This is a genomic window from Thalassotalea euphylliae (assembly GCF_042682785.1).
Classification (GTDB): Bacteria; Pseudomonadota; Gammaproteobacteria; order Enterobacterales; family Alteromonadaceae; genus Thalassotalea_F; species Thalassotalea_F euphylliae.
Window position 1 is genome coordinate 87,617 of record NZ_JBHUIB010000007.1, and the last position, 15,375, is coordinate 102,991.

The 15,375-nt window shown below is 43.9% G+C and carries 13 protein-coding genes; 7 read left to right on the forward strand and 6 right to left on the reverse strand.

Features of this window, described 5'->3' with window-relative positions; all coding sequences use genetic code 11:
* Positions 1 to 73 precede the first annotated feature (73 nt).
* The 3 genes from slmA (at position 74) to ACFSJY_RS14075 (ending at position 2,979) form a co-directional block, all read left to right on the forward strand.
* Complete coding sequence (gene slmA / locus ACFSJY_RS14065) at positions 74 to 658, forward strand: nucleoid occlusion factor SlmA (RefSeq protein WP_386035429.1); 585 nt, start codon at positions 74 to 76, stop codon at positions 656 to 658.
* Between the two features lie 56 nt (positions 659 to 714).
* Positions 715 to 2,184, forward strand: a complete 1,470-nt coding sequence (locus ACFSJY_RS14070; RefSeq protein WP_386035432.1) for an aminoacyl-histidine dipeptidase — start codon at positions 715 to 717, stop codon at positions 2,182 to 2,184.
* 135 nt (positions 2,185 to 2,319) lie between these two features.
* On the forward strand, positions 2,320 to 2,979 hold the full coding sequence (locus ACFSJY_RS14075; protein ID WP_386035435.1) for a response regulator transcription factor: 660 nt from the start codon (positions 2,320 to 2,322) through the stop codon (positions 2,977 to 2,979).
* Positions 2,980 to 2,998: 19 nt separating this feature from the next.
* Here ACFSJY_RS14075 and ACFSJY_RS14080 read toward each other — a convergent pair whose 3' ends face one another.
* The 4 genes from ACFSJY_RS14080 to ACFSJY_RS14095 form a co-directional block, all read right to left on the reverse strand.
* Entirely contained in the window at positions 2,999 to 6,439 is a 3,441-nt protein-coding gene (locus tag ACFSJY_RS14080; protein ID WP_386035438.1) for a hybrid sensor histidine kinase/response regulator, read from the reverse strand.
* 71 nt (positions 6,440 to 6,510) lie between these two features.
* Positions 6,511 to 6,951: a hypothetical protein gene (locus ACFSJY_RS14085; RefSeq protein WP_386035441.1), complete on the reverse strand. Its 441-nt coding sequence runs from the start codon at positions 6,949 to 6,951 to the stop codon at positions 6,511 to 6,513.
* Between the two features lie 117 nt (positions 6,952 to 7,068).
* A complete protein-coding gene (locus tag ACFSJY_RS14090) occupies positions 7,069 to 8,805 on the reverse strand; it encodes a sodium:solute symporter family protein (RefSeq protein WP_386035444.1) in 1,737 nt (578 codons plus the stop codon).
* Positions 8,805 to 9,053, reverse strand: a complete 249-nt coding sequence (locus ACFSJY_RS14095) for a DUF4212 domain-containing protein (RefSeq protein WP_386035447.1) — start codon at positions 9,051 to 9,053, stop codon at positions 8,805 to 8,807. Before ACFSJY_RS14095 ends, ACFSJY_RS14090 begins: the two co-directional genes overlap by 1 nt.
* Positions 9,054 to 9,252: 199 nt before the next feature.
* On the opposite strand from ACFSJY_RS14095, the gene ACFSJY_RS14100 reads away from it, so the two are divergent.
* The 3 genes from ACFSJY_RS14100 (at position 9,253) to ACFSJY_RS14110 (ending at position 12,512) form a co-directional block, all read left to right on the forward strand.
* Entirely contained in the window at positions 9,253 to 11,100 is a 1,848-nt protein-coding gene (locus ACFSJY_RS14100) for a putative nucleotidyltransferase substrate binding domain-containing protein (protein WP_386035450.1), read from the forward strand.
* Between the two features lie 2 nt (positions 11,101 to 11,102).
* On the forward strand, positions 11,103 to 11,786 hold the full coding sequence (locus tag ACFSJY_RS14105; protein ID WP_386035453.1) for an exonuclease domain-containing protein: 684 nt from the start codon (positions 11,103 to 11,105) through the stop codon (positions 11,784 to 11,786).
* Positions 11,787 to 11,981: 195 nt separating this feature from the next.
* The gene (locus tag ACFSJY_RS14110) at positions 11,982 to 12,512 is read left to right on the forward strand and encodes an SEL1-like repeat protein (RefSeq protein ID WP_386035456.1); all 531 of its coding nucleotides are present in this window, start codon (positions 11,982 to 11,984) and stop codon (positions 12,510 to 12,512) included.
* Positions 12,513 to 12,619: 107 nt separating this feature from the next.
* On the opposite strand, the gene ACFSJY_RS14115 is transcribed toward ACFSJY_RS14110, so the two are convergent.
* Together ACFSJY_RS14115 and ACFSJY_RS14120 are read right to left on the reverse strand one after the other, a co-directional pair.
* Positions 12,620 to 12,865 carry a YdcH family protein gene (locus tag ACFSJY_RS14115; protein WP_386035459.1) on the reverse strand — a complete coding sequence of 82 codons (246 nt, stop codon included), beginning with the start codon at positions 12,863 to 12,865 and terminating at the stop codon, positions 12,620 to 12,622.
* 18 nt (positions 12,866 to 12,883) lie between these two features.
* Positions 12,884 to 13,198 (reverse strand): TraR/DksA family transcriptional regulator, encoded by a 315-nt coding sequence (locus tag ACFSJY_RS14120; RefSeq protein WP_386035462.1) that lies wholly within the window; start codon positions 13,196 to 13,198, stop codon positions 12,884 to 12,886.
* Between the two features lie 256 nt (positions 13,199 to 13,454).
* Here ACFSJY_RS14120 and ACFSJY_RS14125 point away from each other — a divergent pair, with 256 nt between their 5' ends.
* A complete protein-coding gene (locus ACFSJY_RS14125; protein WP_386035465.1) occupies positions 13,455 to 15,335 on the forward strand; it encodes a diguanylate cyclase domain-containing protein in 1,881 nt (626 codons plus the stop codon).
* Positions 15,336 to 15,375 lie beyond the last annotated feature (40 nt).

Below are 15,375 nucleotides of genomic sequence, written 5' to 3' on the forward strand. Positions count from 1 at the left end.
CCAATTTGTGGCTTGAAGTGGTGTTAATGATACCGCTAAAATCAAGCCTCAAAAAATGACAGAGAAGTCTTACATGTCAACAAACGAAAAACCAAGTCGTAAACAACAAATCCTAGAGTGCCTTGCACTAATGCTGCAAAGTAGCCCAGGGCAACGCATCACTACCGCAAAGCTTGCGGCTGAAGTTGGTGTGTCAGAAGCCGCGTTGTATCGTCACTTTCCATCCAAAGCGCGTATGTTTGAAGGCCTGATTGAGTTTATTGAAGAATCCATCTTCTCTCGTATCAATTTGATTTTGACCGATCACAAAGAGGCGCTAGTGCGCTGTCACCATATTCTGCATGTGCTGTTAGTGTTTTCAGAACGCAACCCTGGTATGTGCCGCATTTTGTCTGGTGATGCCTTGATGGGTGAAAACGAACGTTTACGCGCTAGAGTAAATCAGTTCTTTGAAAAGTTAGAGTCGCAATTTAAACAAGTTCTGCGAGAGCGTAAACTAAGAGAAGGTAAAAGCTTCTCTGTAAGCGAGCAAGCATTGGCAAATATGCTTGTCTCATTTGCAGAAGGAAAAATTGGCCAGTACGTTCGTTCAGGTTTCGCGAAAAAACCGAGTGACGAATTTAATGAGCAATGGCAATTTTTAATGGCAAGCAAGTAATTGCATCGTAACGCCAGCCTAGCTGGCGTTTTTTATATGTAAAGTAGGTAAATTTTATGTCTCAGCTGTCACATCTCGCGCCGAATACCCTTTGGCAACTATTCGAGCACATTTGTAGCATTCCCCACCCATCAAAGCATGAACAAAAAATATCAGCTTGGATCCAAGCATGGGCCAAAGACCTTGGTATTTCAGTAAAAGAAGACGCTGTCGGTAATTTAATCCTTAAAAAGCCAGCAACAGCGGGTATGGAAGACCGCAAAGGCGTTATTTTACAAGCGCACATGGACATGGTGCCGCAAAAAAACAATGACACGGAACATGATTTTTTAACCGACCCTATACAGGCTTATACCGTTGAAGAAGCTGATGGTCTATGGGTAACGGCTAAAGACACAACGTTAGGTGCAGACAATGGTATTGGCCTAGCATCAGCGCTCGCGGTATTGGCAAGTGACGATATAGCACACGGCCCACTGGAAGTGCTCGTCACTATTGATGAAGAAGCAGGCATGACCGGTGCATTTGGTCTTCAGCCAGGCGAATTCGACGGCGACATTCTCATCAACACTGATTCCGAGCAAGAAGGCGAAGTGTACATGGGTTGTGCTGGCGGTATCGACGGTAATGCAAGTTTCAAGCTTGCCTTTGACGACGTGCCAGCCAACACCACGGCATTCAACTTATCAATCAGTGGATTGAAAGGCGGACATTCGGGTGTTGATATTCACACGGGGCGTGCCAACGCGAACAAATTACTTGTGCGCTTCTTGCTGTCAGCAACGCGCGAGTTCGACATCCGCTTAACTGAATTAAATGGTGGTAGTTTGCGAAATGCTATCCCTCGTGAAGCAGATGCAAGCTTTGTCGTCTCAAATGAACATGTACCCGCGTTAAAAGCGGCTGTTGATAACTACTTGAGCCAAATTCGTAGCAATTTAAAAGCGATTGAAACAGACATCGACATGCTATTAATTTCGCCTGAAGAATTTGACGAGTGTTGGCAAGCTGATATCCAAGGCCGCATTTTAAATGCCTTAAATGGGTGTCCAAACGGTGTTGTTCGCATGAGCGATGAAATTGAAGGCATTGTTGAAACGTCACTGAACCTGGGTGTAATGCGCTGTAAAGGCAATAAGTTTGTCGCACAAACCTTAATTCGCAGCTTACACGACGACGGCCGTTTAGAAACAGAACAGAGTGTCCGTTCAGTATTTGAGTTGGCAGGTGCTGATATCGAGTTTTCTGGCGCCTACCCTGGCTGGAAACCTGATACAGATTCCGCAATCATGAACGTGGTCAGAGAAACCTATAAAGATCTATTCGGCAAAGTACCGGAGATCATGGTTATCCATGCAGGTCTTGAATGTGGCCTATTTAAAACGGCCTACCCGCATTGGGATATGGTGTCGTTTGGACCTACCATTAAATTCCCGCACTCACCTGATGAAAAAGTCAACGTTGAAACCGTCAGCCAATACTGGGAGCTTATGCTAGCGGTATTGAAAAACATCCCAAAAGCCTAACTTTTTCTGGAAAATAAAAAGCGAGCTAGATAGCTCGCTTTTTTTGACCTCAATCAAACTTAGACTAAAGTCGAGTACCATTTTTCAACAAGCTATTCTTATAATGCAATGGGGAAAACTAAACAGGCAATATTTATGATTCAGCCGGACAACATTATTATCGCGGATGATCACCCCCTGTTTCGCCAGGCATTGCTCGCAACGCTGATGCCAAAGTTTGCCAACTGTAAATGGCAAGAAGCACAGACAATTGCAGAACTAGAACAACAATTAATTGCACATGCTGATGCTGATTTATTGATACTCGATCTCAATATTCCTGGCGGTCACGGGTTTAACAATTTGGTCAATATTCGAAAACAATACCCACAGCTTCCGGTTGTGATAATTTCCGCGCACGAAGATAACGACACGATAGGCAAAGCTATTGAGTTGGGTGCTGCGGGTTTTATCCCTAAATCAACACCGGTAGATACCATTTACCAAGCTATCGTTGATGTCATTGCGGGTAAACAGTGGTTACCTTCACAATTCCAGCAAAAAGCGCCGGAAGCTGAATATCACGACATAGCAGAAAAGGTCGCAAGCCTGACGCAACAACAGCACAAAATTTTAATGATGTTTGCTGAAGGTATGTTAAATAAGCAAATTGCTTATGATTTAAATGTTAGTGAGGCAACCATAAAAGCGCATGCCACAGCTATTTTTAAAAAGCTCAATGTGAGGAATCGTACTCAAGCCGTTATCGCTATAGGGCAGCTCGACTTATCTGACCAAGAGTTCCATCACTCCTAACCTGCATAGGTTTTAATGGTTACTCAGCACCGACATATTGTCGGTGCAACTTATCGGCAAGTTTAGCGCTTATCATGGCGCGAAGTGCCGCAGGTTTTACCATTTTCCGCATATAGCCCATATCCGCGTTTGCCGCTTTTTCAGCAATGTCAGATTCGGTAGTCGCGGTGATCAAAATTGCAGGTAAATAGACCTCACACATTGCCCGTAATTGCTCAACAACCGCAATACCGTTGTCAGTTTTTGATAGTTGATAGTCGACGAGCACAATATCGACATCGAACTTGTGTTGTTCAAACATATCAAACGCGCTTTTTGCATTATCCGCGGCCAACACATGGCAGTCCCAACTGGATAACATCTCAACCATGCCACTGAGTACATCTTCATCATCATCAATACATAAAATCGTTGTGTTTTTCAGTGGTACAGTTGCTGCTGGGATGCTCGGTTGTGATTTTTTCACCGCGGCAACACGTGGCAGAGATATAGCAAAACAACACCCTTTGCCTTCGACCGAGGACAGCGTCAACTCATGATTCAACAGCTTACTAAGCCCTTTGGTAATATTTAGCCCCAACCCTAAGCCTTGTGTCGTTAACGACTGCTCATCATTAAGCTGGGTAAACTCTTCAAACACCAATTCTTGCTTGTCTGGAGCGATACCAGGCCCTGTATCAAGCACTTGAATTTGCACATGTTGTCCTTGATGACGTGCACCCAATAACACTTTGCCTGGGCTTGCGTAACGGAAAGCGTTAGTAAGCAAGTTTTGAATCATGCGTCGTAGCAACTGCTTGTCTGAATACACCCAAGCCCTGCTGCAAACGACATGGAAATCTATTTGATTGTTTTGTGCGGATACGGAAAACTCATTTGCAAGCCCATCAAATAACTCACCCAACGAAAAAGGCTCGCATTGCGGTTTTACATTGCCACTCTCAATGCGCGCGATTTCAGCAAGCTCTGCCAATAAGTCATTCGCCACTTTTAAAGAGTGACCGATACTTTCTACATGACGTTGTTGCTGCTCCGTTAAATTATGCTGATTTGACAAGGCTTCCGTAAATAAGCGTGCCGCTTCTAACGGCTGCATTAAGTCATGACTGCATGCTTTAAGATAAAGGCTCTTTTTAACATGTGCCTGCTCTGCCCTTTTGCGAGCTAAACCGAGCTCTCTATTAGCCATGGCGAGCTTTTCGGTACGTTCATCAACTAATGCCTCTAAGTCGACATTTTCAGCTTTAAGCAGCTGCTCTGCTTGTCGATACGCGGTGATATCTGAAAACAACATCACAAAGCCACCGTTAGGCAAAGGGTTACCTTCAATGCGTATGACTTTATCATCCAAGGTACGCTCTGATTCATGTGAGCTGCCTTGACGCAAAAAGTCAACGCGCCGCTTGACCTGAGCTTCGGCTTCACCCGGCCCACATAACCCACGTTCTACGTTGTATTTGATTAGCGACGCGATTGGGCTGCCAACAAATACCAATGACTCTGGATAATCAAATAAGTCGAGGTATTTTCTATTCCACGCCACCAAATTGAGGTCTTTATCGATTATCGAAATACCCTCACTGGCGTTCTCGATTGCACTTTGCAGCAAACTTTGACTAAATCGCTGCTGCTGCGTCGAAGCCTCTTCTACCAACAAGGCAAGTTCATCCAGTGCAATATCTCTACCTTCAAGAGCAGAAGACAGTACCAGCCGCGCAGATGATGCACCCATCACGCCAGCAAGTGTATTTTCAGTATGCTCCAGTAGTAGTTGATTGAAGCGAGCCGAGCCTACTTCATCTTTATCCACCGCCAGTAAAAACACTTGAAAACTTTGCTTCGCTTTCTTGTCACCGACAAAGCGAGACACCAGCAGTTCAAGCTCTTTTTGGTTCACCACTCGCTTTTTCTGTACATCCAAAGACGATGGCTGTTGCCACTCCAAAAAGACAGACGCTTGCACACGCTCTTGCACACTCTGGCGACTGATTTGAGAGATAATGTAAATAACAAATACGTTTGCCAACAAACCCGCCAACGTAACCAGTGTATTGGTTGGTAGCAATGCATTTTCAAACGGTTTTGCGTACAAGCCAAACTGAGGTAAGAAGCTTAATAATAACCAAACTGAGAAACCAACCAATATGCCTGCATAAACGCCAGTTAAACTCGCTCGTCGCCAGTAAAAGGCCGCGATTAACGCAGGTGTCAATTGGGCAAATGCGCCAAATGCGACTTCGCCAAGAGACGATAATGTATCAGGGGAAGCAAACAAAAAGACTAAATACCCCAACATGATGACGAGCAGCACAAGTAGCTTTCTGATTTTAAGAAGATTTACCCTGAAGGCATCGTAGTCTTGGGTTTGCTGTTTTTGATAGCGATACAAGAATGGGAAAACTATTTCATTACTCAGCATAGTACTTAGTGCGATGGCAGAAATAATCACCATGGAGCTCGCTGCCGATATTGCCCCTAAAAATGCCAAAAGCGACAGCCATTGTTGCCCGCCAAACGCAGGTAAGAAAAGCACATAGGTATCAGACGGTACTTGACCACTTAATAAATGCTCACCCGCTAAACCAAGCGGTATCGCCACTAGTGCGAACACCAGCAAATAGATTGGGAATAACTTTCTACTAACATGCGTATCTTTTGCATCTTGCAGTTCAACCACCATCACTTGAAACTGTCTTGGTAGCGACAAAAAGGCCGCCATGACAATCACCAACATAGCTAGCAAAGCAGATAAATTAGGTAGCTCCAGCTGACCCGCGACTTTTAAACTCGCCTCTGTTTCTTGCCATAGCGCCACCGGGCTGTCGAACATAAAAAATGACACAAAAATACCGACAGCAATAAAAGCGAGTAATTTGACCAATGACTCAAAAGCAATCGCTAGCATCACACCAGGGTGGCGCTCTGTCACATCAAGATGTCGAATGCCAAATACGATAGTAAAACCGGCTAAAAATAAGCTGACAATAAACCCAAACTGCCCTTGGCTGGCAGATGGGCTGACTTGTAGTTGCTCGAACGAATAAACAATACCTTTAAGTTGTAGTGCGAGGTAAGGCATCGTACCTATCAACGCCACAATCGTTACCATAATCGCAAGGTTGTGTGATTTACCAAAGCGCGCCGCCAGTAAGTCAGCTATCGAGGTGAGATTGAGCTTTAAACTGATCCGGATAATTCGCTGCAAGAAAGGCCATGCGACGACAAAAATGAGTATTGGCCCCAGATAAATGGGAAGATGCGATAGAAAATTAGTGGCCGCCTGCCCTGTCGTACCCAAAAAGCTCCACGAGGTGCAATAAACCCCCAATGTCATTGCATAAATAAACGGTTGCCAACGCTTAGAAATTTTATGGCGATAAGTATCACCAAAATACGCGATCGCAAAAAGTAGTCCTATGTATCCAAGACTAATAACGATGAGTTGCCAATTCGCGAACACAGCTTTGTCTTTTCCTTATCTAATTCGAGAGTATATGGAGTGCACTCTGGCTAACTAGGTGTCTTGAGCTTCTACTTAACGGTTTGTGTATAAAACTCACTTATATATTTACCACCTTTAATACTGACAATCACTCGCATTTTTTGCTTTTCGCCTTTGCTGCTTATCTTCTCAGCTAGGCCAGTTTCTGATTGCCAATAATAAGGAGTGCTCGCCATCGCAAGCTGGTAAGTCTCATACTGCCCTGGAGCATTGACCATGAACAACACAGCGTCATCCACTGGAAACGTTGAATTGACGGTAGTTATTCCGTTTTTATCCAAAATATTGACCTTAAACTCACCAGCACTCAGCACACAAGACTCATTAATGACATCGCAATGCCCCTCTGGTACTAGTTGAAACACTTTCTCTTCACTCGCTTTGTGCTCAAGGTAGTAATCGGATGCGATATAGCCCCCTATGGCTAAAAACGGGGCAATAAAAATGGCAATTTTTTGATGGCGATTCATACAACATCCTCAAAAATTTTAGTAGCGACCTAACGAAAAGAAGGCTCCAAAGCATAGCAATGGAGCCTTAAAACGACGAGTGCTTAGTGGGAACCTAAAATACACACTCGCTTAACCTTAGTGATCATGCGCTCCCGCTATTTCACCATGCGGTGAACGGAAGTTATCCACCATATCTTGAATATGACTAGGTGCTGGACCTGTCGCTTTCAAGACAATAAAGGCAACGGCAAAGTTCACTACCGCACCGACTGAACCAAAGGCATTTGGCGAGATACCAAAGAACCAGTTTGGCTCCATACCACCTAGGAAAGACGTGCCTGGAATAAACATGATGCCCTTGTGCTGGAATACATAAAGCATGGTAACGCCAAGGCCTGCACACATACCGGCAATTGCCGCTTTACTGCTCATGTTCTTCGAGAAGATACCCATCATCAATGCAGGGAAGATACTCGATGCTGCTAAACCGAATGCCAGCGCTACAGTACCCGCAGCGAAACCAGGCGGATTCAAGCCGAGATAACCCGCAAACAGAATAGATATCGTCATCACAATGCGACTTGCCCGAAGCTCACTTTTCTCGCTCATATCCGGCATCAAGACCCCTTTCATTAAGTCATGAGAAACGGCCGAGGATATGGCTAACAGTAAACCTGCTGCCGTTGATAGCGCGGCCGCTAAACCACCTGCTGCCACTAGCGCAATGACCCAGTTAGGCAAGTTCGCGATAGAAGGATTCGCAAGAACCATGATATCGCGGTCGACCTTCACCATTTCATTGGTTTCAGCGTCTGCTACATATTGGATTTTGCCATCACCATTTTTATCTTCGAATTTGAGTAAACCAGTGCGCTCCCAGTCTTTAAACCATTGTGGACGCTCTGCGTATTCAAGGTTTTGACCTGCTGCTGGCTCTATGGTGTTCATTAGGTTGAAGCGCGCCATTGCACCTACTGCCGGTGCTACCGTGTAAAGTAACGCGATAAAGACAAGTGCATAACCTGCTGACTGACGTGCCGCTTTTACTGAAGGTACAGTGAAGAAGCGCATAATAACGTGTGGCAAACCAGCCGTACCAATCATTAATGACATGGTATAGGCAAACATTTCAACGCCACCGAGTGTCGAGGTCGTGTACTCTTTAAAACCAAGATCGGCGACCACCATATCCAGTTTATCTAGCAGGTATACGCCACTGCCATCTGCCAATGTCGAGCCTAAGCCCAATTGAGGAATTGGATTGCCTGTCAATTGAAGGGAAATGAAAATAGCAGGAATGGTATAAGCAGTAATCAGCACCACATACTGTGCAATTTGCGTGTAGGTAATCCCTTTCATACCGCCTAGCGTTGCGTAAACAAATACCACAAACATACCTATGTATAGGCCCATGTCGTATTCCACTTCCAAGAAGCGAGAAAAGGCAACGCCAACCCCTTTCATTTGACCGATGATATAAGTCACTGACGCGATAATCAGACACACAACCGCAACGATACGTGCTGTTCGTGAGTAGAATCGGTCACCAATAAATTCAGGTACCGTGAACTTACCGTGCTTACGCATGTAAGGCGCCAAACACATCGCCAGCAGCACGTAACCACCGGTCCAGCCCATTAGGAATACAGAGCCCCCGTAACCTAAAAAGGCAATAAGACCGGCCATGGAAATAAACGAAGCGGCACTCATCCAGTCAGCACCAATCGCCATACCGTTTTGCAGTGGCGTAATACCACCACCAGCAGCGTAAAATTCACTGGTGGAGCCTGCGCGTGCCCACCACGCTAGAAAGAAATATATACCGAAGGTGCCGCCAACGGCGATCCAGGTGTAGAGTTTTAGTTCATCCATTATGACTCCTCCTCCACGTTATACTTTTTATCCAACTGATTCATTTTGGCGCTATACCAAAAAATCAACGCGACAAAGGTATAAATAGAGCCCTGCTGTGCAAACCAAAATCCAAGCTTATAACCCCCTAAGCGGATTTCATTTAACGGTTCGACAAGTAATAACCCAAACCCGAACGACACGATGAACCAGATGGCGAGACAGATTAAAATTAGACGCAGATTTTCCTGCCAATAACTCTTTTCCACGATTCTCTCCTCGCTGTTGCCTGTTTTACTGATATTGTTTTAGTTGTCTTTAGTTGGCTGTTTGCCAACTTATCATTCACCCTAGCAAGTAAATTTGGTCGCAGGTATTAAACTTTAGTCTAGGTTCATTGCAAAACCATTGACCATGTAACAGCGGTGCACTAAAACTGAACATGTTGGAGATAACAAAGGCGGCGCTATGGATAACGAACTGAGTGAGCTTTACGCATTTATTGGCAGTATTGCGCCTTTCGAGCAATTGCCTGAAAGCGTCATCATACAAATCGTCAAGCAAATTACGATTTGTTATGTGCCACAAAATCAACCATTGCCACCGCCTAATATTGAGTCACCGAGTTTTTATATTGTCCGCAAGGGCGCACTAACGTATCGAAACCAACAACAAGAACTTCTGGGTAAATATGGGGAAGGCGATATTTGTACGATATTTTGCTACCCCGAAAAATATCAAGACATTGAAGTCAGTTCAGAAGAAGACTGTTTGTTGTATGCACTTGATAAACAAAAGTTGCTAGGCTGTTTAATTGAATCCCCTGCCATTATTAGCTTTTTTGAACAATCTGCAGAAGAGCGACTCAAGCACACCGTATCAGATTTACATCAGGCGGCTGTTGTTCAGGCAAGCCTCACAAACACCCCGATAGAGCAGCTATATCAAACGCCAGCGGCAACGATACTTTCTTCCCAGTCCATTCAGCAAACCGCTATCAAAATGACTGAGCTTGGCTTTTCATGCTTAGTGGTGGTCGACAACGACGAACACGTCGTCGGCATAGTGACTGACAAAGACTTTCGCCGCCGTTGCATTGCCTCGGGTATGGATATCAACAAACCTGTTGCAGAGATTATGACGCCGAATATCCAGATGTTAGATATTCGCCACACCGCCTTCGATGCACTCATTGCCATGACATCACGCCATATTCACCACCTTCCTATCACTGCTGAAGGCCAACTTGCGGGTATGGTGACCATTACTGACCTTATGCATTTTGAAGAGCAGAATGCCGTCAACATGACCAGCCTTATTCACAAAGCAAGCTCGGTTGACGAATTAGTGGATATCAGCAAACTCATCCCACAGCTGCAACAAAAACTAGCGAAACTTGGCACCCCCGCAGAACATGTTGGGAAAGCAATTAGCGCCATTACCATGGCGTTAACCATCAAGCTTATTGAACTGGCTGAGTCGCTATACGGCAAAGCACCAGTGCCGTTTGCTTGGGTTGCCGCTGGGTCACAAGCAAGACAAGAACAGTTGGCCCATTCTGACCAAGATAATGCGTTGATTATTGATAACGCCATGCAGCCAGAACACACTGCGTGGTTCGAACGACTAGCAACATTTGTCTCAAATGGTTTGCATCAGTGTGGCTTTATTTACTGCCCAGGTGATGTGATGGCGACCAATGAAAATTGGCGACAAACAGAAGCGCAATGGCACAAATACTTTAAGCAATGGATAAATACACCTAAACCTCAAGCACTCATGAACGCCAGCATCTTCTTCGATTTAGCCCTTGTTTATGGCGATGCTTCTTTGCTCCATCGTGTCCAAAAGCAAATGCTACAGCAAACACAGAATGCGAGCTTGTTTATCGCACACTTGTCAAAAAATGCGCTACAACATAAACCCCCATTAGGTTTTTTCAGAGATTTTGTACTGATTTCCGAAGGTGAGCATAAGAAAACGATGGATCTAAAACATAACGGCATTGCGCCTATTGTCGATCTTGCCCGCATCTACGCATTGCAAGAGGGTGTAACCGCAGTAAACACCATAGAGAGACTAGAAAAAGTTGCAGGTAGCCGCTCCCTCACTAAATCATCAGCGGCCAACCTAATCGACGCTTTTCAGTTTTTAACCTCCTTACGCTTACATCATCAAGCGCGACTAGTAGAGAAACAGAAAAAGGCAAACAACTATTTAGCCCCCAAAGAAATTTCAAGATTAGAAAGAGAACACTTAAAAGATGCTTTCAAAGTAATAAAAACCTTACAAGACAACCGCCAAGCGGTTTACTGATCATGTTTGACCATTTCTTCGGCTATGAAGCTAAACGTCGAAAGCTGCTCGCCACCGTTAAACACAGCGCATTAAAACACTATTTATCGGTACCTCTTCCAGCCACTAAAAGCCCTATTGCCGACGTGAATCTGCTATCTCTCGACTTCGAAACAACGGGGTTAGATGCCAGAAATGATGCGCTGTTAAGCATTGGCTATGTCGACGTCACAAACCTCGCTATTCCACTTGCGTCTTCTGAGCACATATTGGTACAGCCTGATACAACCGCACAGCAAGATCAGGTCGTGTTGCACCAGATAACAGAACAAGAACAAGCCAGTGGCTGTTCGCTCGCTGAAGCCGTCGAACAGTTACTTATAGCACTGTCTGGCAAAGTCATGTTGGCACATTACGCCCATATTGAATTGAGCTTTTTAAAGCAAGCCTGTTTAAAACTGTATGGTGTCGCTCCCCCGTTTCCCGTTATAGACACCTTGGCACTCGCCAAACGGCGTCTTGATAAAAGGCAAGTCCCATACGACCCGTCGCAGCTTCGATTAGTCGCGCTAAGAGAACACTACACACTCCCTAAATACTATGCGCACAACGCACTAAATGATGCAGTAGCAACCGCTGAATTGTTTCTTTATGAACTCAATCACCATCATCAAACAAATGCGCCACTCAAAGAGTTTTTACGCTAGTAACTTTTTAACCAATTGTTAGTTAATGTTACTAACTGTATTGGTTATTTTTACCACCGGCTTATTATCCACCCTCAGGCAGGAAAATATATACTCTATATTTTTCAGTTGGTTACGATTTTTTTCGCAAATGGCACACAGCTTGTTATGTAAGAGACAAGACTAGCGATTCAATCTTTTAACAGGATGTAGAAAATGAAAAAATCAATTTTAGTGTTATGCGGCATGTTATTAACTTCAGGTATGGCACATGCAACTAACCAAGCAGACTTGCTTGATGTAAAAACCTACAAAGCAGAATACGAGACAGCTATTTCTCTTTACCAACAAAAAGACTATACAAATGCATTGCCTGCGCTAGAAGTCATGGCTCAACGCGGTGAGAAAAAAGCGCAGTATATCCTTGGCACTATGTACTTAAATGGCCAAGGCACTGCTCAAGATTTAATGAAAAGCTACGCATGGTTGAGTGTCGCAAATGAGCAAAAGAACAAGCATTGGAAGCGCCCATTAAACATGTTGAACGACAAGTTGCCCGCTGACTACCTAACCATCGTAAGTGAAGAAGCAGACAAATATCAGGCACTTTACGGTGTAAAAGCACAGAAAATGAAATGTCGTAACATCAAAACACTGGGCTCTAAAAAACCAACACATATGTGTATGAAGTCAGAAGTAAAAGATGGTTACTACTATGTTGCAGGCCAGTCTGTAGCAGCAAACTAATCCCTGGAACTTTCGTGGTTCAAGCCCTTGTCCCAACCAAGGGCTTTTTTATGTCCAAAAAAAAAGCCACCGCAGGGGTGGCAAGTCGATAGAGGGAATCGAAATCGTTAGGCTTGGTGTTTTTTTAACATCCCAAACAACGCATCTTTATGTTGCAACCTCAATTTTTTACGCTGCTCTAAATATTCATCTGATGTGTTTTCAACGCCTGTTTCAATGCGAATCACTTCGTGATCAAGTTCGTGATACTCTTTAAATAGTCGAGCAAAGTGAGCATCGGTCATTTTTAACTCTCTAATAGCATCTTTAAACTCTGGAAATTCGTGATGTAAGTCGTGTTTTTCATTCAACATGAGCTTTTCTCCCTAAATTTATAACGCGCATTTAACGCAGAAGTCGGTGTAAGGCAATGTCTTCAATCTAGCAGCAGCAATACTTTCGCCACACTTAGTGCAAGCACCATATTCATCTTTATGCACTCGCTCCAAAGCACGTTTTACTTGCAGCAATTCCGTTTTCGCTTCCTGGCGAATTTCGTCAAGCACCTGATCGTTCTCACACTCAGTCGTTTGCTCGGCAAAATCAGCACTACGGCCTTTTTGAAAGTCTTTCTCTATCGCATCAATCCGCGTAGTTAGCTCGACTTGCTTCGCTCTCAAGGTGTCGATAATTGTAGGTGAAACCATAACGCACTCCTTATTTGATAGTTTCAGTGTACGCCTCTACTGGTCAGATGTTTTGATCTAGAACAAAGTTGGAATCGTTACTTTGGCAACAAATATTTAACAGCTCAATAACACCTCACGACATCCGAAATTGTTATATTATTTCAATATAAACATATGGTTACGCGCTAAATTTCTTTTGTTACTTTTGTTTTTCCGACAGCGAAATGCTATACATAGTCTTTTAGTCGCCATTTATTTCGTTCGGAAAACTTTTGTGAAAATTGGCCCGCTTATATTTCTCTCGCTTTTAACGTTATCAACGCTAGTTTTTGCGAATGATTTTCAAACTGAGTTTGACGAAATCAGTCAATTACCGAATAAGTCAGAGCAAATTGAACGCTTTCAAGCATTGGCAATGCAGCCAGAGCTTGCACCTTCCGACGCCTATAAAGCGATGAAAGCCCTTATTTTTGCTTTGCTTAATGAAGATAGATTGGAAGAGGCATCGGCAGCCGCTCAACAGGCAACAATGTATGCAGGTAAATTCAAATTGGCAGAAGCAGAAGCTGAAGGATATAAACTGCTCGGTGTTACGCATTACTATCAAGGCAATCACCAGCAAGCTGTAGAGGCCTATCAGCTCTCGCGGGAACTTTATCTGAGTTTAGAATTACCGGTAAAAATGGCACACGTTCTCAATAACTTAGGTCTTGTTTTTTCAGAGCTTGCAGAGTATCGCAGAGCATTAAATGTCTACCAATCTGCAGACAAGTTATACCAGCAATATGGTGATGAGAGCGATAAGTTAGATATTAGGCATAACATCGCATTGATTTACATTCATTTAAATCAGTTCGAATTTGCGATTAGTACGTTACTTGAACTGGAAGACGCATACTCAACGCTAGACAAACCGAGTGATTTAGCGATGGTGCAGCAAAACCTTGCCATTTCCTATAAACACGCAGGTGAATATGAGCTTGCACGCAACAAAGCGTTAGCGGCATTGGAATACAACCAACGAGCAGGCAGTGAATATAACCAAGCAACGCAAATGCATAATTTGTCCAGTATCTACTTTCATCTTGAGCAGCCAGAAACCGCCATAGATTATGCCGAAGCTGCGGTAAAACTAAGTCGGGAACACAATAATCAACGTGTCTTAGCTGGCGCTTTGCAAGTGTTGGCAAAAGGTCATTTTTATCGCAAAGAGTTTGATAAAGCGCTAGCTGCACTGCAAGAGTCTATTGATATCTCTGAAAGCACAAGTTATCGAAATGCCATCGCTGATAAGTCAGCGCTTATGGCGCTTATTCTTGCGGCTAAAAAAGACACGGCAACGAGCCTCAGTTATTTCCATGAGTACATTAAAAACGTGAATCTTGAGTCTAACGAGCGGCTGAACGAACAGCTAGCAAAATTTGAATCAGGACAGCTCACATTAAAAATCGAGCAATTGGAAGCCAGTAAGCAAAAGCAGCATGAGTACGAACAACAAATTCGCCTATACATGCTGTTGAGTTTCGCATTATTTATGCTCGCGTTGTTTATGTTCTATCGTAAATCTCTCGATAAAAAAATGCGTAGAGAGCTCGAACGTACTGTTGAAAGTCGTACAGAGCAGCTGCTTGATGCCAACAAACAACTACTGGATTTGAGTCTGTTGGACAGTTTAACCACTGTACATAATCGCCGAAGCTTCGATCATGACCTGAAAAATTTGTGGTGTGAAAAAGAAAGCAATGATGGCGAATACGTACTTATCTTTGCAGATGTAGATTACTTTAAAAAATTCAACGACCTGTATGGACACCTTGAAGGCGATAGAGCATTAAAAGAAGTCGCAAAAACGATTAAAAAACTGGTGCGTGATGATGATCGCGTGTATCGCTACGATGGAGAAGAGTTCGCAATTATAATGACTAATCGCGGTGTCGATGCGGCCAAAATGATCTTTGAGCGCGTCCAGTATGCCATTCACCAACTTAACATATCCAACGATGGAAGCGAGCATCGAATTTTGACCCTAAGTGCCGGTATGGCAGAGTCGACAGAAGCTAATTCATATGCGCATTTAGTTACCCTAGCTGAGCAACGCTTATACAAGGCCAAATCACAAGGCCGAAACCAACTTATCGACAAAACAGTGGGTTAAACCACTCATCAAAACATACCTCTATACGACTAAAGTCTAA